We start from the raw sequence: 21,293 nt of genomic DNA on the forward strand, positions 1-21,293 counted from the left end.
GGCATCCATAATCGGTATTATACAGCCCGCATGATGCCCGACCAGCAAGGAGCTTGCATGTCCTCTTCTCGGATTGACGCCCTCACCCAGTGGGCGGCTGAACAAAATGGCCTAAATAGTGCCGCTATCCGCCTTTCTCCAGCGGGCGGTGACGCAAGTTTCCGGCGATATTTCCGGCTGACACTGCCCAACGGCAGTACTCAAATAGTAATGGACGCCCCCCCTGCCCAAGAAGACTCAACGCCGTTCGTCGCTATCGGAAAACGCTGGTACGCGGCAAAACTGCCCGTGCCGCATATTTACGCCGCCGATCTCGACGCGGGTTTTTTGCTGCTTGATGACCTTGGAGATACGCCGTTACAGACGCTATTCACTGATGAAGCGCGCATTCAAAACAGCCATTTCGATGCGCTGGCTTTGATTGCCAAGTTACAAAACCACGCCAACCCTGCAGTGCTGCCGCCTTATGATGCGACGCTGCTGAATCGAGAGCTCGACCTTTTTCCTGAGTGGTGTTTAAACAATTGGCTGTCGCTACCAACGCCAGACAGCTGGAGTGCGCTGCGTGGACACCTCGTTAAGCAAGCGCTCGATCAACCCGTCGTCAGCGTACATCGCGATTACGATGCGATGAATATCATGGTGCATGACCAGCAGCTTTACATGATTGACTTTCAAGACGCGGTGGCTGGGCCAATCAGTTACGACGTTATTTCCTTACTACGCGGACGCTACTGCCGTTTTTCTCAGGCGCAGTTTATGCAGTTCGTCGACGCTTTTTATCGCCAAGCGCGTCAAGATGGACGTCTCTCTCGCCATGTCAGCAATGATGAATTTCTTACCCAATGCCAAGCGATGGCCGCTCAACGCTCGCTAAAAGTGCTGGGAATTTTTTGCCGCTTAACGCTTCGCGATGCAAAACAAGGCTATTTATCACGTCTGCCGCATTTTTTGGCGCATTTAGAAGATAGCCTAACCGCGCTCCCCCAGCACAGCGAGTTTGCTGAATGGGTAAGCGGCACACTGCGTCCCGCCATTGCCCAACGTTTAGCGGAAAATACGTTATGAAAGCGATGATTTTAGCCGCAGGCCTTGGCAAGCGAATGCGGCCACTTACTGACCACTGCCCAAAACCACTACTACCGGTAGCTGGTAAGCCACTTATTGTGCATCACCTCGAACGGCTAAAGCGTGCTGGTATTGACGAGGTGGTCATCAACGTGAGCTATCGGGCAGAGCAGATCATGGCCGCACTAGGCGATGGAAGCGCCTTTCAGCTACGGATTCACTGGAGCCTTGAAAAGACCCCTCTAGAAACCGGCGGCGGTATTCAAAAAGCGCTGCCCCTGCTGGGCGAAGCCCCGTTTCTACTGGTCAATGGGGATGTCTGGTGCGATTACACGCCACCAGCATCACGACTACAGGGTAACGACTTGGCCCATCTAGTGCTGGTCGATAACCCTTCTCATCACCCTAGTGGTGATTTTGGCCTCATTAATGGTCGCGTTGCGCCAGCAAGCCACACGCGTCTTACCTTCGCGGGTATTAGCCTGCTACATCCAGATCTTTTAGCCGACCAGCCGCCTGGGGAATTTGCCCTGGCACCGCTACTAAAGCATGCGATGACAAGCAACCTGGTTAGCGGCGAGCACTTTTCAGGCCACTGGGTGGACGTAGGCACGCCTGAGCGCCTGAACGACCTTGAGCATTATCTTTTAGCAGCGCAGTAACGCAGACGATGAGCCGTGCGCCTAACGCTAGAAATGTTATGCTGCGCAACTTACCTTTCGTCGCCTAGATGAGGAGAGCAACGTGAAAGCACGGGTAAAATGGACAGACGGCCGCCAATTTGTTGCGGAATCAGGTAGCGGGCACAGTGTCGTGATCGACGGCCCACCTGATCTTGGTGGCCGCAATACCGGTCCCCGCCCAATGGAAATGCTACTGATGGGTATGGGTAGTTGTACTGCCTTTGATGTCTTGAATATTCTTGATAAAGCTCGCGCTGATGTCACCGACTGTGTTGCAGAGCTTAACGCCGAACGTGCTGATGATGTGCCTGCCGTATTTACCAACATCCACGTGCATTTTGTGGTGACTGGCCGTAGCTTAAAAGAGAAGCAAGTACAGCGGGCAGTTGAGCTATCTGCAGAAAAGTACTGCAGCGCGTCCATCATGTTGGTAAAAGGCGGCGTCGAAATAACCCACTCTTTTGAGATTGTCGAAGCTTGAGCGACTCAAAGCGTCATCTTTCTCATGTATCAACGACATATGTATTAAAAAAAATAGCACGGCTGGATGCATACCATGCGCTTGGCGGGCATAATATGCTCGCTTGTTTTTACCCCTACTGCGTAGCAGACGGCCGCTTTGCAAAAAGCGACCCCAGCATCACGGTGACAAGTTTTTATCGGTTCCGGCGCTGGCTCGTCGGGGTGTCTTCATCTGCCATAGGGAGGTTCGGACGTGTCAGATAATCTCCGACTCCACGGGTTTAATAACCTGACTAGCTCGTTGAGCTTTAACATTTACGACATCTGTTATGCCAAGACCGAAGAGCAGCGTGCGGCTTATATCGACTATATCGATGAGCTCTACAACGCCGAACGTTTGACGCAGATTTTAAAAGACGTCACCAATATTATCGGCGCTCATGTGCTTAATATTGCTCGTCAAGATTACGAACCCCACGGGGCCAGTGTCACCATTCTGATTGCTGAACACGAGCTGGATGAAGCAAATCCAGAGCAAACGGAACCAGGCCCAGGCCCACTGCCTGAAACAGTTGTGGCGCATCTTGATAAAAGCCACGTGACAGTACACAGCTATCCTGAGTCGCACCCCGACAATGGCATTAGCACCTTTCGATTGGATATTGACGTATCTACCTGTGGCCATATCAGCCCGTTGAAAGCGCTGAACTACCTAATTCACAGTTTCGACTCTGACATTGTCACCATGGATTATCGAGTTCGCGGCTTTACCCGTGATGTCGATGGTAAAAAGCTGTTTATTGATCACGACATTACCTCGATTCAGGATTACTTGGCAGAAGATACCAAGCACGCCTATCAGATGATCGATGTAAACGTGTATCAAGAAAACATGTTCCACACCAAAATGTTACTGAAAGACTTCGAACTTGATAACTACTTGTTCGGCACATCGCGCCGCGACATTACGTTTGAAGAAGCACGAGATATTGAAAGCAGGCTGCGTAAAGAGATGCTCGAGATTTTCTACTCTCGAAATCTGGACTAGCACCTTTTTTTCAAACTAATGAAAAGCCGTTCTGCGAGTTCGCAGAACGGCTTTTTTTGTTAATCATCCGCCGCTAGTAAACGCTTGGCTCGCCTTCCGGGCGGGTCTTAAAGCGCCGATGCAACCATAAGTACTGCTCAGGATGTTTGCGTATGGCCTGCTCGATAAATTCATTAACCCGCGTGGCATCGGCCACCTCATCCCCACTTGGGAAGTTATCAAGCGCGGGCAAGCAGGTGATGGTATACGTCTGATTATCGGGATTACGGTGAAACATTAGCGGCACCACTGGCGCACCTGTCATGCGAGCGATTTTTGCAGTCAGTTTAATAGTGGCTGCTTGCTGACCAAATAGCGGTGCGAACACGCTAACGTTACGGCCAAAATCTTGGTCCGGGGAGTACCACACAATGTGGCCTGCTTTGATCCTGCGTACAACGCCACGCAAATCATGGCGGTCGATAGCCTGACCAAAAATGCGCGAACGGGCGCGGGTCATGAAGCGCTCGAACAGGGGATTGTTATGGGGTCGATACACCGCATCGGCTGAGAAAAATAGCGAGTGCAGCGCGCCGCCTAAATCCAGCGTTGAGAAATGTATTCCCACCACCAACACACCTTTACCCTGCGCTTTTGCTCGGGCTAAGTGTTCCTGGCCATGATAGGCCACACGATGACGCAATCCCTCCGCATCACGACACCAGCCCGTAGCAGTTTCTACCAGCCCCATCCCATTAGCTATAAACACTTGTTTTACTAAGTGACGCTGCTCATCAGCACTTTTTTCAGGAAAGCAAAGTGCAATATTTGTCTCGGTGATATGCCGCCGACGCTTAATAAAACGCCATGCAAGCAAACCGATTATTTTTCCCACCCACAACTTAAAGCGCCAGGGTAACCAGGCAACGACATGCATCGCGCCTATCGCCAGCCAGGTTGACCAATAGCGCGGGTGTGCAAACGACTGTGGATAAGAGGTTTTAGACATTCTGATAACCGTTTAAGCGAAGGCCCCGTAATAGCGCCGCGGCGCTCTTGGCAGTACGCCTGTTAACAGGGTATAGCTGATGGTATCGCAGTAACGTGCGACTTCATCGATAGGCAATACAGTACCGTTGCTGGCGGCTCCCCACAGCACGACCTCGCTACCAATGTCAGCCCCAGGCACATCGGTAACATCGACGGTTAGCATATCCATTGAGACCTTACCGGCAATTGTACAGCGCTGGCCGTTAACTAACACCGGGGTGCCATCTATGGCGTGACGATCATAGCCATCGCCATAACCAGCGGCCACTACGGCAATTTTAGAACGCCGTGGCGCGCACCAGCGACCTCCGTAGCCAACAGGTTCACCCTCCTCAAGCTCACGAAGTGCAATAATCTCAGAACGTAAACTCATGACTGGACGCAGCTGGCCGGTAAGCTCATTGGCTTCTTCTAGTGGGTCACTGCCATACAACATGACACCGGGACGATTCCAATCACCATGAGCAACAGGCCATGCCAGTGTCGCGGGTGAATTGGCCAAGCATAGAGGCGCATCGAGCGCTTTTGCCAAACTCGTTAAAGCTGCCATTTGCCGATTGAAGTAACTTCCCTCACGGGCATCTGCGGTAGCAAAGTGGCTCATCAAATGTAGCGCTGTCACCTGTGGCGCATTCACTAACCGCCGCCAAACGTTAGGCGCTTCCTCTAGAGAGAACCCTAGACGATGCATACCAGAATCGACTTTCATCCATACGGGAATCGGCTGCTGGGGAGAAAAAGCGAGTAAAGCAGCCACCTGCCACTCACTGTGGACGCTGATCCAGAAACTGTATTGATCAACCAGCTTCAGCTCGTCAGCGGTAAAAATACCTTCAAGCAATACAATGGGTTTTTTAATCCCCCCTTTACGCAGGCTGATCGCTTCTTCTATACACGCGACAGCAAATGCGGGCACATCGGCTTCTAGGGCGCGCGCGCATTCAAGCGCACCATGACCATAAGCATCCGCTTTAATAACGGCTACCGAGCGACTTTGGGGCGCGCAGCGGCACGCTAGCTGATAGTTATGACGCAGTGCGTCTAAATCAATATGGGCCACCAGGGGGCGCATCACGTTTCTCACTTACACAGTCAATAGTTAACAGGTGATCAACCAAAGGGCGTCAAAAATAACGCACCGAGCAATGAACTCGGTGCGTTATAGTCGGTGCGGCGCAATAGCTTACCGCGTTTAGCTCTCGAAAATAGCGTTGAGGGACAGGCCCTGCTTTTCCAAAGAGCGACGCAGCTTCTTTAGCGCCTCTACTTGAATTTGCCGGACGCGCTCGCGTGTTAGACCAATTTCAGCGCCAACTTCCTCTAACGTGGCGGCTTCATGGCCTCGTAATCCAAAGCGGCGAACTACCACTTCGCGCTGCTTCTCACTAAGCTCATCCAGCCAGTGGTCTACGTGCTCGCGTACATCACCATCAACTAGACATGCTTCCGGGCCTAGCACTTCGTCGTCAGTTAAGGTGTCGATTAACGGCTTATCACTTTCCCCCCCCATAGGGTAATCAACTGACGAGACGCGCTCATTGAGCCCGAGCATCTTCTTAACCGTTTCTACTGGCTTGTCGAGATGATCGGCAATCTCTTCTGCCGTTGCTTCATGATCAAGCTTTTGGGTTAGCTCACGCGCTGCACGCAGATAAATATTCAGCTCTTTAACCACGTGTATGGGTAGACGTATGGTACGCGTCTGATTCATCAAAGCGCGCTCTATAGTTTGCCGAATCCACCACGTGGCATAAGTAGAAAAGCGGAACCCCCGTTCAGGATCAAACTTTTCGACGGCTCGAATTAACCCGAGGTTTCCCTCTTCAATCAGATCAAGCAGCGTCAGCCCGCGGTTTAAATAGCGTCTGGCAATTTTCACTACCAAACGCAGGTTAGACTCGATCATCCTTGAGCGGCCAAGTGGATCGCCTTTACGCGCTAAACGGCCATAATAGACTTCTTCTTCCGGCGTTAATAATGGCGAAAAACCAATTTCATTAAGGTAGATTTGTGTCGCATCCAAGCTTTGAGTCGATTGACGCTCATCACGGCCTAACGCTTTTTCAAAAGCATCCTCCTCCGCAGTGACCTCTTCATCGGCACCATCCAGAGCCTCTTCAACAGCGTCCAGGTCAACCTCCTGTAGATCCTTCTCCAGCATACTCATGGTAGTATCCCCCGTTATTTCGCCTAACCGCCATTAAGAAAAGTAAAGGTGGCCGCACTCCCTGTGCGCTTGCACCATTTATTGTTATATGACGCCCTACTCCAGCTAGTCGGGTACTCCAAACAATCCAACCAACAGAATTGCTTAGTAGTGGTTAGCGAGACGGCAGATAGTCCAAGGGGTTTTGAGGCTGCCCATCGCGACGCACCTCAAAGTGTAATTTGACGCTGTCTGCATCACTATCACCCATTGAGGCAATCACTTCTCCCGCTTCAACCACATCGTTTTCTTTAACATTTAGACTATCATTATGCGCATAAGCACTTAAGTACTGATCGTTGTGTTTAAGCAGTATTAAGTTGCCATATCCTCGTACACCACTACCTGCATAGACCACGATGCCTGGACCCGCCGCTTTAACAGGTTGCCCCTTTTGGCCAGCGATATCAATCCCAGCCGTAATGGAGCCACCCTGGCCAAACTCTCCAGTCACTTGACCTGCCGTTGGCCATTGCCAGTTAATATTTTCGACCGGCGTAAACGTACGCGAGGAACGATCAACGCGTGCAGGTTGGCTCGGCTCTGCAGACTCAACAGGCGGCGCTGTTGCTGTGGTCTCTGCCTCAGGTTTTTGCTCAGGCTCTTGGACAGGTTCAGATGTTGGCTCGGTTTCTTTAGTGGGTTCAGGCTGAGCCTCTTCAGATGCTTCACCTGTAGGCGTAGCATCGCGATTGGACGTGCTTGCACTATTAGCGGTGCTTGCGCTGTCAGCCACTTGCTGCGCGGCGGCCACTGATACTTGTTCAGCACGCTCTGCTCGCTCAGCCGTTAACCGTTGGTTCCGCTCAATTGCACTTTCATCAGGCAGCAACCAGTCTAACTGTTGATCGTCACTGGCGACGGAGGTGGTTTGCGGGTTTAGCCCCGTTGCCACAGCACCCGAGACACGACGTTCTGAAGTAGCAGCACCTGCTGACTGATTGCTTGGTGCCTCCACTCCTTCACGTAGCGCGATAGTTTGGCCTGGAAATATCTGATAGGGCGCATCGATATTATTGATTTGCGCTAACTCGCGGTAATCAAGATTGTGCTGCCATGCGATGCCATAGAGGGTATCACCTGCTTTAACGGTATACTGAGGCGAGTCTGCTACCGCGCGGCGCGCTTCACTTAAATCACGCACCTGAGGCGTGTTGTGCTGCTGATTGGCACAACCGCTGACGGCGAGTGCCAAAACTGACATCATGAAGACCTTACGCATGAAAACCCTACTCCTTTTCAACGTCGCGCGCGTTTCCTATTGACCTATGCTCGGCATAGTGAGCTGCGCGACGGTTTAATAACACTACCAATAGTGCGCCAACCATCATCAGTGCCACAACGCCTACCGACTGAGCAGAGCCTCCAGACAGTACCGCATAATCACTAGGTAACAGATAACGATGAGCTAACGGAATCATTTGTCCATCAGGGCCAAGCTGGTAACGCAACAGCTCTTTCCAAGGCCACAATACTGGCAGCGAGCCAATAATAAACCCTAGTAAAAGCTGCATAGTGGCATCATGGTGACGGCGTAATAACCATGATAACAATCGCGAAAATAGCGCGAGGCCAACAATACATCCCATACCGAACAGCATAATAATGCCAATATCAAAACTTCGAATAGCCCCTAAAATAGTGCCATAAAGCCCCATCGTCAGCAGCAGAAAACTACCGGACACTCCCGGAAGCAGCATCGCGCTAATAGCAATCGCACCGGCAACCATAACTACCACCGCTTCATTACCGATAAGTAACACTAACGGCATCATGCCTGGCAGCGATTTAGCCAGTAATAGCCCTACCACCAGCGGTAATAGATACCAAAACTTCCAACGCCCACCTGCCTGGGCAACGACAAACCCTGACGCAGCTACCAAGCCAAAGAAAAACCCTTCAATTAGCAGCGGGTGAGCCTCCATTAGCCAAAGCGCTAAATGCGCAACGCTGAAAAGGCTCACGGCAACGCCCAGCAACAATGGCACGATAAAGGTTATATTCAGGTGCTGAGCTAACGCCAGCCAACCGCCTTGCCGCCAAGCAACAAAAGCGCTGGGGCCAAACTGCTTGATAGTATGAATAAACTCTTCATAAATACCGGTAATAAACGCGATCGTTCCGCCTGAAACACCGGGCACCGCATCGGCCGCCCCCATTCCTGCGCCTTTTAAAAACAGTTCTACAAATCGACGCTTCAATCCACCACTCCTTGCAATAGGGGTACAAAACGCACGGGTTCAAGCCGACGCTTTTCAAAGGCACTGCCAATGCGTTTTATTTGGGTAAGCCATTGACTGCCATCAGGCTCTTCTAGCGGTGCAATCAGCACACCATCATGGCTAAGCTGCTCCAATAGTGCTTCTGGCAGCGTTTGGGCGCAGGCAGTTAACAAAATCACATCAAAGGGCGCAACTTCTGGCCACCCTTCACCACCATCCGCCACTGCCAGCGTTGCTGGCGCATCAAGCCGCCAAAGACGTTCTGCGGCTCGCTGGTGCAAAGCGTGAATGCGTTCAACCGAATAGAGCGTAGGCACTAGCCTGGATAGAATTAGTGTTTGATAACCCGAGCCAGTGCCCACTTCCAGCACACGCCTAGGCCCCGCCCGCACCACAAGCTCTGTCATTCGCGCAACTGTCAGAGGTTGCGATAATGTCTGCCCAAAGCCAATAGGTAACGAGGTGTCTTCATACGCGCGATGGGCCAACGCTTCATCGACGAACAAGTGCCTTGGCTCACCCGCCATAACATTGAGCACTCGCGCATCTTGAATGCCTTGCTGCTCAAGCCGCTTTACCATGCGATTTCGAGTGCGTTGAGAGGTCATCCCTCTACCGCGCAGCTCGCTAGGCGAAAGCTCAGGCAAAAGCATCCAACCAGTCCTGCACGTCACTACGCGCGGGATGGCGCGTTAGATCTGTTTGTAACGGAGTAATCGATATATAACCTGCTTCGATAGCAGAAAAGTCGGTATCCTCGCCATCATCAGCGTTAGCGGCGACCGGAGCTATCCAGAAACGCGTGCGTCCGCGTGGGTCTTTAACAGGCACCGGTTTCTCTGCTGGCCCACGATAGCCTAAGCGAGTCACTTTAACGCCTTTAATCTCTTCCCACGGCACATCCGGCACGTTAACGTTCAGAAGGGTACGAGGTGGCAACGACAGCTGATCGGCAGCTCCGATTAAGCTAGCAGCTACCTTGGCAGCCGTCGCAAAGTAACGATCACCACATAGCGACATTGCTATGGCGGTCATGCCCAAGTTGCGCCCTTCCATAGCAGCGGCTACCGTGCCTGAATAGAGCACATCATCGCCAAGGTTACTACCGTGGTTAATTCCTGAAATCACCAAGTCAGGACGCTCATCCCAGACACCGTTCACGCCCAGATAAACACAGTCTGCTGGCGTACCATCTACGCTATAAAAGCCGTTATCCAGCGCTGTTAAAGAGAGCGGACGGGAAAGCGTCAGCGAGTTACTGGCGCCACTGCGATCTCGATCAGGCGCTACCACGCGTAAATTCGCATGGGCAACAAGCGCATCATGCAGTGCCCGCAACCCTGGCGCGTGGACACCATCGTCATTGGAAAGCAGCAGTCGCCGCATTCGTGTCTCCTTTAAAGATGCCGCATTAAGATAAGTGTATATGGGGCGCGTTAAGCAAAATCCGGATGCGCGATTAACTCACTGACCACGGCGGTCGCAAAGCTCCCTCGTGGCAAGGCAAACGAGAGTAGCACGGCATTGGGCAATGTCTCGATACTAGGCGAAATTAACCTTACTCGTAGCGCTCGATGGGAACGCTTAACGCCACTTTTCACTAACCCCTCGCACAGCATCGGATGGCATGTTAACAGCCGCTTTTCATAGTCTGCCACCTGATATTCAGCAAGTTCCCCTGCGCCCCACAGAGCACCGGTCGGATGGATATCAAGCGCAGCGGCACGTCTTATTAAGTCGTCATCCACGGCATCAACGGTAAAAACACTGTGCGTGCCATCCAGCATGAGCATATCGCCCGCTAGAGGCTGGCACCATGTCCCATCCGCCAGACGGTTGCTTAACAACTCGTTAAACAAGAAACTACGAGCCGTGGAAAGCATCATTCCTTGGCGGTCATCGCGCTTGCGCCAGCCTTTCGCTAAAAGTGCTTCTGCACGCTGTAAATTGCGGCCTTCAGGCCCAAAACGCTGAGGTCCAAAATAGTTAGGCACCCCTTGACGACAAAGCGCCTCCCAGCGGTCAAAAAAATGCTGGCTTTGAAGCGCTTCACCGCTAAGGCGCAACGTGAAGTGATTAGTGCGATGGACACCGCGCTTCAACTTTCGGGGATGTCTTGCCTGGGCCAACACCTTAATCCCCAATGCCGCTAATGAGTCACCCAAGTCGCTAGGTGCCTCGCGCCCTGGAAGATGTACGCTTAACCACTGCCGGGTCACTGCGACTCGGTCCTTCATCCCGGAGTAACCCACATCTCGGGGTGTGACACCACAAAGACGGCTGACGCTTTTCACCACATCTAACGTGGTTTGATGGCGCTTTTCAAGCCGTAACCACAGGTGCTCACCCTGATTTTCAGGCGTAAAATTCAGTTGCTCGTCAACCACAAAATCTTCTGGCTGAGCGCGATAATGGCCCGGTTTAGGAGCACCGAATTCAGCATCTAAGCAGCGCTGCCAAGCGGGTAAATTAACCATTCAGCGCCTCTTGGTGCTCCAGCAACACCACTGCCTCAGCGGCAATACCTTCCCCCCGTCCGGTAAACCCGAGCCGTTCGGTTGTCGTGGCTTTAACATTGACCTGACCAAGGCGAATACCTAAATCTTCAGCAATGACCGCGCGCATCGTATCAATATGCGGCGCCATTTTAGGTGCCTGTGCCATTAACGTGGCATCTAGATTAACCACGCAGAAGCCTTGTGCATGCACCAGCTGAACCACATGGCGAAGTAAATGGCGGCTATCTGCACCAGCCCATGTTGGGTCGGTATCGGGGAAGTGCCGCCCTATATCACCGAGTGCACAGGCACCCAGCAGTGCGTCACTGATAGCATGCAGTAACACATCGCCATCCGAGTGGGCAACAAAACCATGTTCAAAAGGCAGCTTAATGCCACCAATCATCAAATGGTCGCCAACGCCAAATCGGTGCACATCAAATCCGTGGCCAATTCGCATTAACAACTCCTTTTAGATTCAGAAAATTGGGCAGATTCAGAGGATTGAGCAGAATCAGAGGCTTGAGCGACTTGCGACGCCATAATAGCAGCAGCAAGGGCAAGGTCATCAGGATGGGTGACTTTAAGATTATCGCGACGTCCACTAATCAGCCTGGGTGCATGCCCTAGCGCCTCAACAGCGGAGGCTTCATCGGTAACAACACACTGACCAGTGACGGCATGTTCAAGAGCACGACGCAAAAGCGCGTAGCGAAAGCTTTGAGGCGTTAGCGCATGCCATAGCCGCTCACGAGACTCAGTGGCAGCACTTAACTGTTCGGCATTGGCTCGTTTCATGGTATCAGCCACCGGCATCGCCAGAAGTGCGCCACTAGGGTGTTGCTGGGCAGCGTGATACAGCGTCAGCAAATCAGACGATGTCACGCAGGGACGCGCAACATCATGCACCATCACCATATCGTCTTCTTGCGCGTTTATAGCGTGCAGCGCATTTAAGACGCTATCCATCCGCTCAGCACCACCGGTCACTCGCTGCCAATGGGTAAATGGCACCCATTCAGGGTTGAACCAGCGATCATCACTGTCCAGACACAGCACAAGATGCGCAGCGGGAAAAGCACGGTGCAGCCGACTAAGCGTATGCGCCAGGATCGGCTTTTCACCCAGCGGCAGATACTGCTTCGGCTTATCGGCTCCCATTCGCTTGCCTTGCCCGGCGGCGGGTACGATTAACCACAGCGGGTGACTCATTCGTCAGCACCTTCACTGGGCAAACCTGGTTGAGTAACTAGCCCCGCATTAATCCCTACGAGTTCGGCTTCAATCGCCACACCAGGCACCCAAAAAAACTGTTCATCGCTACGCACCATACCCATATCGCTTCGGGCACGCTCTTCAACAGCGTCTAGGCCGGTTTTCAGATCGGTGACTTCAGCTGCTAAACGCGCGTTACGCTCTCGCATGGGCACATTGGCAGCTTCTTGAACGGCAACGCGCTCTTCAACCAGCTGTAAATCTTCCCAGCCACCGTTACCTAACCAGAGCTGGTATTGGAGAAACCCCAATATCGCAAGCAGCGCAACCGTAAGCCATTTATGCATCACCGCCTTCCTTTGTTTAGGCCTAAACGAAGCGCATTATGCCATTAAGGGCTATTTCCAGCGAGTTACGCCTTACCTAACTGATTTTTCACCTAACCGGATTTCATTTAAACGGTAATGCATCGTTCGCGGCCTCACGATAGGCGCTAATATGGGCACCCTCTTCATGGCAGAATTGAGCAACGCCTGCTGCCAAGCCAGGGTGTACAAGGTAGTGCAGCGAACGTACCCGTTGAGGGGCAAAGCCACGCACCAGCTTGTGTTCACCCTGGGTTCCGGGGTCGAATAAAGAGAGCCCGTTTTCCAGACAAAATTCAATTCCTTGGTAATAGCAAGCTTCAAAATGGAGACAGTCAGCAACCACCTCGCTCCCCCAATAGCGGCCGTACAAAGTGTGCTCGCCACGAAAATAGAGTGCGGCGGCAACGGGCTGACCATTTAATAGCGCCTGAACCAACACAAGTGCCTCAGGCATCATATGGCGTAACCGCTCAAAAAAAGCCTCATTCAAGTAAGGCGGGCGGCCCCGCTCGTGATATGTGATCGTGTAGCAGCGAAAGAAGTGCGCCATGGCTTCTTGAGTAATTGCCTTGCCCTCTAAGCGCCGTAACGTAAAGCCTTGCTCGGCAACCAAGCGCCGTTCGCGCTTAATCATTTTGCGGCGTTTCGACGTAAGGCTCGCCAAAAAACCATCGAAATCGCCAAATCCACGATCTCGCCATTGAAACTGAACGCCCTCTCGCGCAATTAACGCTGGAAACTGCCGCTGCCAGGCAGCCACTTCGTCATCCTGCGCAAACAGCAAATGCCAACTCGACAACGCTTGCTCTTCACAATGCGCTTGCCACGTCGCTGCTAATAATCCGCGAACATTTTCGGCATTAACATCATCAGCAATTAAAGTGCGCGTGCCAGGAACCGGGGTAAACGGAATAGCGCTCAGTGCTTTAGGATAATAGTGGCCGCCTGCACGCTCCAGCGCATCGGCCCATCCCCAATCAAACACATACTCACCATAAGAGTGGTGTTTGCGATACATGGGCAACGCCCCCACCAAACGATTATCTTGCCATACGCAAAGGTGGCAAGGCTCCCACCCGGTCGCGCGACAGACAGCACCACTACGCTCTAACGCCTGTAAAAATGCATGACGTAAAAAAGGTTGTTCACCGCTGACCAGCGCATCCCACTGGGCGGCGTCCACAGCGTCGATAGCGGGTAGCATAATGCATGACAGTGAGTGCGAAAGCATGATGCCTCCCAAGGCGTATCGTTAGAAATATTAGTACATGACCTTACCACTAACGAGACGCTCAGTGCGTTTGTTGATGCTGTCATTTCTGTGCGGAGTACGGTATTCAAGTAGTCACGACAACCGTCGATTGTTATTAAGAGTTGACTAAAGGAGCAGCCATGAAACGCGACTTAACGCGCCTGTTGCACGCTCAGCGTCATGCGGCTAACCGCACTTTTGCCACTTTAAGCATGCGTAGAAAGCGTTTAGAACGTCTTGCACAAATGACAAAACATCACCAGCGGGACATCATTCACGCCATTCAAGCTGACTTCGGCAAACGTAGCGAAACGGAAATACGTCTGGCAGAAATTAGTGCAGTGTTACAAGCCATTGGTCATGCACGGCGGCACCTCTGGCACTGGATGCGTCCCTGTGCGGCTACTATGCCGTGGCGCTTGTGGCCTGCCCGTGCACGTATTACACCTCAGCCGCTTGGTGTGGTCGGCATTATGTCGCCTTGGAACTACCCGTGGAGCTTAGCATTGATGCCGGCTATTGATGCTGTCGCAGCAGGCAATAGCGTCATGATCAAGCCCAGCGAGTACGCTCCCAATACCAGCGCTCTTTTGGCAAAGCTGGTACCGCAATATTTTACTGACGAAGAGTTGTGCGTTGTTGAAGGCGGTCCAGACATCGCCAAAGCGTTTAGTGCCCTGCCTTTTGATCATCTAATTTTCACCGGATCAACGGCGGTGGGCCGTCAGGTTGCGCTTGCCGCTGCCGAACAGTTAACCCCGGTAACTCTAGAGCTGGGTGGCAAATCACCTGCTATTGTGGCGAGCGACGCTGATCTAGACCGCGCCGCTGCCTCAATTATTTTTGGCAAGGGAATGAACGCTGGGCAGACCTGCATAGCGCCGGACTATGTATTGGTGGAAAGCCGCCACCTTGAAACACTTATCCAAGCGCTTAGTCGAGCCATCGAGCAGCAGCGCCCAACCGATAAAGAGGCCACAGGGTTCGTCAGCCCTCATCATCAACAGCGTAGCGAACGGCTGATAGCGCAAGCGAGAGATCACGGCTGTCGCATTATTGATAGCGGACCCCATGCTCCCGCGCTGGTCATTGACCCAACACAAAACCTTGAACTGATGCGTGAGGAAATTTTTGGCCGTGCACTACCGCTGATCAGCGTTAAAAGCATCGATGACGCAATTGCCTTTGTGAATGCCCGACCACATCCACTAGCGCTTTATGCTTTTACCAACGATAAATTGCTGCAAACCACATTACGTCTCTCAACCCGCTCTGGCGCGCTGGTATTCAATGAAACGTTGCTTCACCACGCGGTTCCTTCGCTACCTTTTGGTGGCGTTGGAGACAGCGGCATAGGGGCGTATCACGGTCGCCACGGCTTCGAGCGTTTCAGTCATTTAAGAAGCATTTTTTATCAATCAAAACGGGCTTCAAGCTCACTCATAAGGCCACCCTATAAACGTTGGCTATTAAAATTACTGAGGATTAGTTAAAGCTTGTTCAAAAATGACCGATAATTATTAATATTTAATGTTTGATTGTCTCTTGGGCACTCTATTTTTGAACGACTTATCTTCTAGGACACACAATGCAAGCCGCAGACTTTCCTGAGAATGAACACCAGCGTTTAGCGGCATTGCATGCTTTACAGGTGCTTGACACCCCTGCTGACGAAGCGTTTGACCGTATTACCCAGTTTGTCTGTGACTTATTTGATGTACCTATTGCACTAATATCACTCGTTGATACAAAACGCCTATGGTTTAAGTCCCAGCAAGGACTGTCTGCCAGTGAAATGTGCCGAGATATTTCGCTGTGTGCACATGCTATTGCACTTAACGACATGCTCGTTGTTGAAAATACGCTTGATGATCCACGCTTTGCTGACAATCTGCTCGTCACTGGGACGCCACACGTTCGTTTTTATGCTGGCCAGCCGCTGCAACTGGCGGATGGCCTATCAGTAGGCACACTCTGTTTAATCGATCGTCAGCCGCGTTCGTTTAGTCAACACGACCGAGGCATTTTAAAAAGCATCGCGGGACAAGTGGAAGAGCTGCTGCGTCAGCATCAAATACGCAGAGCCTTGGCTCAAACCACGCGCCGTTATGAAGCGCTATTTAACGAAAGTGCCACGGGTATCGTGCGTATCGACCGTTCTGGCCATGTGTTAAGCATTAATCCTTTCGCACTTACGATGCTGGGTTATCAGCAGCACGAAGTGGTTGGTAACAATGTCGCGATGTTTACGCCTGAAACAATCAGCGCACATCACGACAGTTTTCTTGCCAATTTTTTAGCAGGCAGCGAGCCAAAGGTGATTGGTCGAGGCAGAGAAGTGGAAGCACTTCATAAAGACGGCCATTTAATTCCCGTTCATCTTGCTGTCAACGCCATCCATAATGAGCAAGGAAATGTTGCTGAATTCCTGGGCATTTTAACTAATCTAACCGAGGTTTATAATGCCACCCAACAAATCAATAAAGAACAAAGCCTGCTAAAAGTACTTCATCAAGGTATTACAGATTACCAAGCACTCATGTCGGTTGAGCAGCTATGGACATTCTTAATGGAAGCGCTGCGCGACCTTACCGATAGCGATTATGCGCTCATTGGAGAAGTGTTACCTACTGATACGACTAACGCACTTAAGATACACGCCATCACAGATCTTTCATGGAGCGATGATTCCAGGCACCTAATGGAGCGCCTACGTAGCGGTGATATGACGCTCACCAACCCTAACTCACTGTTAGGAAGGGTATTCGCCCACGGCGATGTCATTATGACTGACGACGTTTATCGCCATACGAAGCGCGGTGGTTTCCCACCAGGACACCCACGTTTAGGCAATTATTTGGGCGTACCTATTTTCAGTGGTGATAACCTCATTGGCATGTTTGCCATTGCAAACAGTAAACAGCCCTTAAACCAAGCGCTTTTAGACTGGCTTCAACCGTTTACCGATACATGTGCACTGCTCATTAACCTTTATCGCCAAATGGCCGAGCGCGAACAAGTTACCTGTGATTTGGCAACCGCTAGAGATCAGGCAGAGCAAGCCAATAAGGCAAAAAGTGAATTTCTGTCTTCAATGAGTCACGAATTGCGTACACCGCTTAACGCCATTATCGGCTTTGCTCAGCTGCTCGCAAAAGGTCGCCGTGATCCACTGAGTGAAAAGCAGCAGCGCCAAGTAGGGCAAATCGAGAAGAGTGGACAGCACCTGTTAAGCCTAATTAATGAAGTGCTGGATTTAGCAAAGATCGAAGCGGGTTACATAACTCTTTCGCTAGAACCCATGTTAATTGAAAACGTATTAGACGATGCCTGTACCACGCTAGAGGCGAACATCGATGCAGCAAATATTACGCTAACGCGTCATTCAGTGTCGCCAGCCTGCATGGTGTTAGCAGATTACACACGGGTAAAACAAGTACTGCTCAACCTGCTTTCCAACGCAATTAAATACAACCGAGCAAACGGCACTATTCACGTTAATATCGAGCCGGTTGGGTCCGAACTAAAGGTTAGCGTTATCGACTCAGGGCATGGCATTGCGCCAGAGCGTCAGCATGAGCTTTTTGAACCCTTTAACCGGTTAGATGCCGAGTATGGAGGCATTGAAGGCACTGGCATTGGCTTGGCCATTACGCGCGAACTGGTAGAGCGGATGAAGGGAAGCCTTGGTGTTGATAGCCAGCCGGATAAGGGCTCTACTTTTTGGTTTACGCTGCCCATTGCCGAAGAACAACCTAGCGAACACGAACAGACCTCTCTTTCTAGCGCCATGGACACTGCCAGTAACTCCCAACCTTTCTTCACCCTGCTATATATCGAAGATAATCCCGCCAACCAGCGGCTTATGGAAGATATCATAGACGACTTTCACTCGATAAAACTGCAGGTTGTCGCAAGCGCCGAACTTGGTTTAGATATCATGCGCCACTCACCCCCTAATCTTGTTCTAATGGATATCCACCTACCGGGCATGAATGGGTTTCAAGCATTAGATATTATTCAAAACGATTCGGCGCTAAAACATATAAATGTAATTGCGTTATCTGCCAACGCGATGGAACGTGACTTACAACATGGACTAGCAGCAGGGTTTGCTGACTATCTGACGAAACCTATCGATATTGATAAACTAACGGCCTCACTTAATCGATTCATCACTACTGCACCCCCAAGAGCGCAGCCATGAGCCTGAACCACAAACACATCCTTGTGGTGGATGATAATTCCATTAATGTCAACCTGTTATTAGACCTGTTGGATGAGCATGGTTTTGAAAATGCCCATGGCCTAAACGACCCACGCGAAGTACTAACACATTGCCAGCAAACGTTACCTGACCTGATTCTGCTGGATATACGAATGCCTTACCTGGATGGGTATACGGTTATTAATCAGCTGCAAACAGAGTTTGGGCATAATACCCCGCCAATTATTATTCTCACCGCACAGATTGATGATGAAACCCGACACCGCTCACTCAGCATGGGCGTGCGCGACTTCGTCACAAAACCGTTCCAACATGACGAAGTGCTGCAGCGCATTCGCATTACATTGAACGTTGAACACCGTTATCAGGTTCGCAATCAACAGGCAGACACGCTAGAACGCATGGTGGCAAAGCGCACCAAAGAGCTGAATCGTCAGTCTCGTACCGACCCTATTACCCAATTAGCTAATCGTCGCGCGCTCACCCAAATGCTCCGCGAAGCAGCATTGCGAGGAACGGGAACGGGGCTACTTTTTATTGTCCTGGATCACCTAGACGATGTGATTAAGCTACATGGTTACGGTGTCGCTGATAAATTAATGATGCATATTAGCAGTCAGTTGTCAGCCAAGCTCAGCGAGCAGTGCCAACTAGGCTTATGGGGTGGTAGCGAATTATTAGTGATTACTGATCACGCTGATCTTGAAACATTAAGGCAGTCTGCGGCACAACTATTGAGTTGTTTCGATCAAGATCAGGCACTGGGTGGTCTGCTTCTGCCTTTAAATGCGCGGATTGGTATTAGCTGGGCAGATGCCCATTTTGAAATTGAGCGCCTTGTCCATATGGCTGCCTTAGCGCTACCACAAAGCGGCACGCTACGTATTCAATGTTATAACGAAACCTTAGAAGCCCAACAGCGTCACCGTCTAAACCTTCAGCAAGCGATTCGTGGTGCAACCGAACGTGGTGAGATGTCGCTGGCTTTCCAACCTAAAGTTTCACTGACAACGCAGTGCGTCATTGGAGCCGAAGCCCTGCTGCGCTGGCACCATCCGGAGCTAGGCCATATTTCACCAGCGGACTTTATTCCCCTTGCGGAAGCAAGTGGTGATATCCTTTCTATTGGTGAGTGGGTGCTTGAGAAAGCAATGCAGCATATCGTCGAATGGCGGCTAAAAGGCTTGCTGGATGATCACTTCCATATTGCGGTGAACGTTGCAGCCCGCCAATTGGCGCGAAAAGACTTCGCTCAAACGTTGCTTTCTAAACTGGCAGAGCATGAGATCCCAGCCCCCTTTTTCGCCTTGGAAGTCACAGAATCAGGTTTATTAAGCGATATGCAAAACGCCCGTACGCAGCTGGCTCAGCTTGCTGAGGCAGATATTGCCGTAGCCATTGACGATTTTGGTACTGGGCACTCCTCGCTTGCTTATGTTAAGACATTGCCTTTCTCCACGCTAAAAATAGACCGCGCCTTCGTTATGGACCTAGAAGATGACGCGGTGGATCGTCATTTAGCCTTAACGATTACCCAGCTTGCCCATGCGGTTGGGTGCGATGTGGTAGCAGAAGGCATTGAAACATCTGCCCAGGCGGACTACTTACGTTCTATTGGCTGTGAAGCGGCGCAAGGGTATTACTATGCTCGCCCGCTAACCGCCGACGCTTTTTTTACCTGGTGTACAGAATGGGCACCCAACGCTCAAAAAAATATTGCCATGGAGGCTGTTGATGGCGCATGACCTGCTTGACCGCTTACGCGAACGCTTAGAAGAACTCAATCGCTCTGAACGCAAAGTTGCCAATGTCATCCTGGAGGACCCGGCGGTAGCCACCAGCCTAAGCATCGCAAGCCTTGCCCAAGCGGCCAGCGTCAGTGAGCCCACGGTCAACCGGTTCTGTCGCAATTTCGGTGCCAAGGGCTACCCAGATTTCAAAATTAAACTTGCCCAAAGCTTGGCGGGCGGAACGCCTTATGTCACACGGGCTGTAGAGCCTGGAGATACGGCAACACAGTACACTCACAAGATTTTCGGCGCGACGATTGCCGCCCTAGACGAAGCCCAACGTGAGGTCGACATGGCCGCCGTGGAGCGCATGGTTGACTACCTTACTCAAGCAAAACAGATTCACTTTTTTGGTTTAGGTGCCTCTGGCGCAGTCGCCCAGGATGCCCAGCACAAGTTCTTCCGTTTTAACTTGCCCGTGGTTGCTTATGTGGATGTGCTGATGCAGCGTATGGTGGCCGCTGCCTGTCATACAGGAGATGTGGTAGTGATTATCTCGTACACAGGCCGCACTAAAGAATTGGTCGATATTGCACGCGTTGCTCGTGAAGCTGGCGCCGTCGTGCTGGGGATTACCGCTCCTCATTCTCCTCTATCCTTGGAGTGTACCGCGACGCTCGAAGTCGCCACCCCCGAGGACACCGACCACTATATGCCCATGACCTCGCGGATGATTCAATTAACGCTGATTGATGCCTTAGCTACCGGCGTTACCTTAAGGCGCGGCGAAGATTTTCTGCCACACCTGAAGAAAATCAAAGACAGTCTTCGCGATACCCGCTTTCCAGTGGAAAAGACGGGTAAGTAACCTGTAAACCATCAATCACTAATGCGGGCAACTTAACTGCTAACAGCGGTAGTAACCGTAATTTCCACTTTTAACTCATCGGCAGGTAGCGGCGCGCAGACACAGGTGCGTGCCGGTGCATAACCTTCGGGCACCCAGGCATCCCACACCTCGTTCATTGCGGCAAAATCATTGCCATCTTTAAGGTAGATTGTCGCGCTTAACAGCTGCTCACGGCTAGAACCAATCTCTTTTAGCAGTGCATCTACCCGTGCCAGCATACTTTCTGTTTGCGCTTTAATGCCGTCATGGCGAGCCTCGGGCCCCGCTACCTGACCACACAAATAAGCCACACCTTGATGAATAACAGCACGGCTCATACGAGCTTTTGTATCATGGCGCTGAATTGTCATGGTTCAATCTCCTAGATAAGACAA

21 protein-coding genes are annotated in these 21,293 nt (G+C 51.4%); 8 read left to right on the forward strand and 13 right to left on the reverse strand.

The genetic code is table 11. From position 1 onward, the window contains the following. The first annotated feature begins 57 nt into the window (after positions 1-57). From CR46_RS0113670 to speD, 4 genes are all read left to right on the forward strand, one after another. Positions 58-1,068 (forward strand): aminoglycoside phosphotransferase family protein, encoded by a 1,011-nt coding sequence (locus tag CR46_RS0113670; protein ID WP_030073820.1) that lies wholly within the window; start codon positions 58-60, stop codon positions 1,066-1,068. Then, positions 1,065-1,730, forward strand: coding sequence for an N-acetylmuramate alpha-1-phosphate uridylyltransferase MurU (murU, locus tag CR46_RS0113675; protein WP_030073823.1), 666 nt, complete (start codon positions 1,065-1,067; stop codon positions 1,728-1,730). Before CR46_RS0113670 ends, murU begins: the two co-directional genes overlap by 4 nt. An 82-nt stretch (positions 1,731-1,812) precedes the next feature. Next, positions 1,813-2,232: an OsmC family protein gene (locus CR46_RS0113680; RefSeq protein WP_030073824.1), complete on the forward strand. Its 420-nt coding sequence runs from the start codon at positions 1,813-1,815 to the stop codon at positions 2,230-2,232. A gap of 234 nt (positions 2,233-2,466) precedes the next feature. After that, positions 2,467-3,261, forward strand: a complete 795-nt coding sequence (gene speD, locus CR46_RS0113685; RefSeq protein ID WP_030073826.1) for an adenosylmethionine decarboxylase — start codon at positions 2,467-2,469, stop codon at positions 3,259-3,261. A 73-nt stretch (positions 3,262-3,334) separates the two neighbouring features. Here the strand turns inward: speD and lpxL are convergent, their stop codons facing one another. The 12 genes from lpxL to CR46_RS0113745 all read right to left on the reverse strand — a co-directional run bounded on the left by lpxL (position 3,335) and on the right by CR46_RS0113745 (position 14,030). Continuing rightward, a complete protein-coding gene (gene lpxL, locus CR46_RS0113690; RefSeq protein WP_030073828.1) occupies positions 3,335-4,249 on the reverse strand; it encodes an LpxL/LpxP family Kdo(2)-lipid IV(A) lauroyl/palmitoleoyl acyltransferase in 915 nt (304 codons plus the stop codon). A gap of 12 nt (positions 4,250-4,261) precedes the next feature. Next, positions 4,262-5,362, reverse strand: coding sequence for an alanine racemase (gene alr / locus CR46_RS0113695; protein ID WP_030073829.1), 1,101 nt, complete (start codon positions 5,360-5,362; stop codon positions 4,262-4,264). Between the two features lie 120 nt (positions 5,363-5,482). After that, positions 5,483-6,457: an RNA polymerase sigma factor RpoS gene (rpoS, locus tag CR46_RS0113700; RefSeq protein WP_030073830.1), complete on the reverse strand. Its 975-nt coding sequence runs from the start codon at positions 6,455-6,457 to the stop codon at positions 5,483-5,485. A gap of 154 nt (positions 6,458-6,611) precedes the next feature. Then, on the reverse strand, positions 6,612-7,718 hold the full coding sequence (locus CR46_RS0113705) for a peptidoglycan DD-metalloendopeptidase family protein (RefSeq protein WP_030073832.1): 1,107 nt from the start codon (positions 7,716-7,718) through the stop codon (positions 6,612-6,614). A 7-nt stretch (positions 7,719-7,725) separates the two neighbouring features. Beyond that, positions 7,726-8,697, reverse strand: coding sequence for a DUF368 domain-containing protein (locus CR46_RS0113710; RefSeq protein WP_030073834.1), 972 nt, complete (start codon positions 8,695-8,697; stop codon positions 7,726-7,728). After that, positions 8,694-9,371, reverse strand: a complete 678-nt coding sequence (locus tag CR46_RS0113715) for a protein-L-isoaspartate(D-aspartate) O-methyltransferase (RefSeq protein ID WP_030073835.1) — start codon at positions 9,369-9,371, stop codon at positions 8,694-8,696. The genes CR46_RS0113710 and CR46_RS0113715 overlap by 4 nt, the downstream gene beginning before the upstream one ends. Continuing rightward, positions 9,358-10,104, reverse strand: coding sequence for a 5'/3'-nucleotidase SurE (gene surE / locus CR46_RS0113720; protein WP_030073837.1), 747 nt, complete (start codon positions 10,102-10,104; stop codon positions 9,358-9,360). The genes CR46_RS0113715 and surE overlap by 14 nt, the downstream gene beginning before the upstream one ends. Before the next feature lie 50 nt (positions 10,105-10,154). Further along, on the reverse strand, positions 10,155-11,195 hold the full coding sequence (gene truD / locus CR46_RS0113725; RefSeq protein WP_030073839.1) for a tRNA pseudouridine(13) synthase TruD: 1,041 nt from the start codon (positions 11,193-11,195) through the stop codon (positions 10,155-10,157). Next, positions 11,188-11,676: a 2-C-methyl-D-erythritol 2,4-cyclodiphosphate synthase gene (gene ispF, locus CR46_RS0113730; RefSeq protein ID WP_030073841.1), complete on the reverse strand. Its 489-nt coding sequence runs from the start codon at positions 11,674-11,676 to the stop codon at positions 11,188-11,190. Before ispF ends, truD begins: the two co-directional genes overlap by 8 nt. Next, complete coding sequence (gene ispD / locus CR46_RS0113735) at positions 11,676-12,428, reverse strand: 2-C-methyl-D-erythritol 4-phosphate cytidylyltransferase (protein ID WP_030073844.1); 753 nt, start codon at positions 12,426-12,428, stop codon at positions 11,676-11,678. The genes ispF and ispD overlap by 1 nt, the downstream gene beginning before the upstream one ends. Next, positions 12,425-12,778 (reverse strand): cell division protein FtsB, encoded by a 354-nt coding sequence (ftsB, locus tag CR46_RS0113740; protein ID WP_030073845.1) that lies wholly within the window; start codon positions 12,776-12,778, stop codon positions 12,425-12,427. The genes ispD and ftsB overlap by 4 nt, the downstream gene beginning before the upstream one ends. 103 nt (positions 12,779-12,881) lie before the next feature. Beyond that, positions 12,882-14,030: a GNAT family N-acetyltransferase gene (locus CR46_RS0113745; RefSeq protein ID WP_030073847.1), complete on the reverse strand. Its 1,149-nt coding sequence runs from the start codon at positions 14,028-14,030 to the stop codon at positions 12,882-12,884. A gap of 161 nt (positions 14,031-14,191) precedes the next feature. Between CR46_RS0113745 and CR46_RS0113750 the strand changes: the two genes are divergently transcribed. The 4 genes from CR46_RS0113750 (at position 14,192) to CR46_RS0113765 (ending at position 20,877) form a co-directional block, all read left to right on the forward strand. Beyond that, positions 14,192-15,544, forward strand: a complete 1,353-nt coding sequence (locus tag CR46_RS0113750; protein ID WP_030073849.1) for an aldehyde dehydrogenase family protein — start codon at positions 14,192-14,194, stop codon at positions 15,542-15,544. A gap of 95 nt (positions 15,545-15,639) precedes the next feature. Then, the gene (locus CR46_RS0113755; RefSeq protein ID WP_030073852.1) at positions 15,640-18,258 is read left to right on the forward strand and encodes an ATP-binding protein; all 2,619 of its coding nucleotides are present in this window, start codon (positions 15,640-15,642) and stop codon (positions 18,256-18,258) included. After that, positions 18,255-20,024: an EAL domain-containing response regulator gene (locus CR46_RS0113760; protein WP_030073854.1), complete on the forward strand. Its 1,770-nt coding sequence runs from the start codon at positions 18,255-18,257 to the stop codon at positions 20,022-20,024. Before CR46_RS0113755 ends, CR46_RS0113760 begins: the two co-directional genes overlap by 4 nt. Beyond that, complete coding sequence (locus CR46_RS0113765) at positions 20,014-20,877, forward strand: MurR/RpiR family transcriptional regulator (protein WP_030073856.1); 864 nt, start codon at positions 20,014-20,016, stop codon at positions 20,875-20,877. The genes CR46_RS0113760 and CR46_RS0113765 overlap by 11 nt, the downstream gene beginning before the upstream one ends. 32 nt (positions 20,878-20,909) lie before the next feature. Here CR46_RS0113765 and CR46_RS0113770 read toward each other — a convergent pair whose 3' ends face one another. Continuing rightward, positions 20,910-21,269, reverse strand: a complete 360-nt coding sequence (locus CR46_RS0113770; RefSeq protein WP_030073858.1) for a RidA family protein — start codon at positions 21,267-21,269, stop codon at positions 20,910-20,912. Positions 21,270-21,293 lie beyond the last annotated feature (24 nt).

Source organism: Vreelandella neptunia, assembly GCF_000712975.1.
Taxonomy (GTDB): domain Bacteria; phylum Pseudomonadota; class Gammaproteobacteria; order Pseudomonadales; family Halomonadaceae; genus Vreelandella; species Vreelandella qaidamensis.

Bases quoted from the DNA above. Each gene is read 5' to 3' on its own strand.
- CR46_RS0113670 (WP_030073820.1), top strand. From the start codon at position 58: ATGTCCTCTTCTCGGATTGACGCCCTCACCCAGTGGGCGGCTGAACAA.
- murU (WP_030073823.1), top strand. From the start codon at position 1,065: ATGAAAGCGATGATTTTAGCCGCAGGCCTTGGCAAGCGAATGCGGCCA.
- lpxL (WP_030073828.1), bottom strand. From the start codon at position 4,249: ATGTCTAAAACCTCTTATCCACAGTCGTTTGCACACCCGCGCTATTGG.
- alr (WP_030073829.1), bottom strand. From the start codon at position 5,362: ATGCGCCCCCTGGTGGCCCATATTGATTTAGACGCACTGCGTCATAAC.
- rpoS (WP_030073830.1), bottom strand. From the start codon at position 6,457: ATGAGTATGCTGGAGAAGGATCTACAGGAGGTTGACCTGGACGCTGTT.
- CR46_RS0113705 (WP_030073832.1), bottom strand. From the start codon at position 7,718: ATGCGTAAGGTCTTCATGATGTCAGTTTTGGCACTCGCCGTCAGCGGT.
- CR46_RS0113715 (WP_030073835.1), bottom strand. From the start codon at position 9,371: ATGCTTTTGCCTGAGCTTTCGCCTAGCGAGCTGCGCGGTAGAGGGATG.
- surE (WP_030073837.1), bottom strand. From the start codon at position 10,104: ATGCGGCGACTGCTGCTTTCCAATGACGATGGTGTCCACGCGCCAGGG.
- truD (WP_030073839.1), bottom strand. From the start codon at position 11,195: ATGGTTAATTTACCCGCTTGGCAGCGCTGCTTAGATGCTGAATTCGGT.
- ispF (WP_030073841.1), bottom strand. From the start codon at position 11,676: ATGCGAATTGGCCACGGATTTGATGTGCACCGATTTGGCGTTGGCGAC.
- ispD (WP_030073844.1), bottom strand. From the start codon at position 12,428: ATGAGTCACCCGCTGTGGTTAATCGTACCCGCCGCCGGGCAAGGCAAG.
- ftsB (WP_030073845.1), bottom strand. From the start codon at position 12,778: ATGCATAAATGGCTTACGGTTGCGCTGCTTGCGATATTGGGGTTTCTC.
- CR46_RS0113745 (WP_030073847.1), bottom strand. From the start codon at position 14,030: ATGCTTTCGCACTCACTGTCATGCATTATGCTACCCGCTATCGACGCT.
- CR46_RS0113750 (WP_030073849.1), top strand. From the start codon at position 14,192: ATGAAACGCGACTTAACGCGCCTGTTGCACGCTCAGCGTCATGCGGCT.
- CR46_RS0113755 (WP_030073852.1), top strand. From the start codon at position 15,640: ATGCAAGCCGCAGACTTTCCTGAGAATGAACACCAGCGTTTAGCGGCA.
- CR46_RS0113760 (WP_030073854.1), top strand. From the start codon at position 18,255: ATGAGCCTGAACCACAAACACATCCTTGTGGTGGATGATAATTCCATT.
- CR46_RS0113765 (WP_030073856.1), top strand. From the start codon at position 20,014: ATGGCGCATGACCTGCTTGACCGCTTACGCGAACGCTTAGAAGAACTC.
- CR46_RS0113770 (WP_030073858.1), bottom strand. From the start codon at position 21,269: ATGACAATTCAGCGCCATGATACAAAAGCTCGTATGAGCCGTGCTGTT.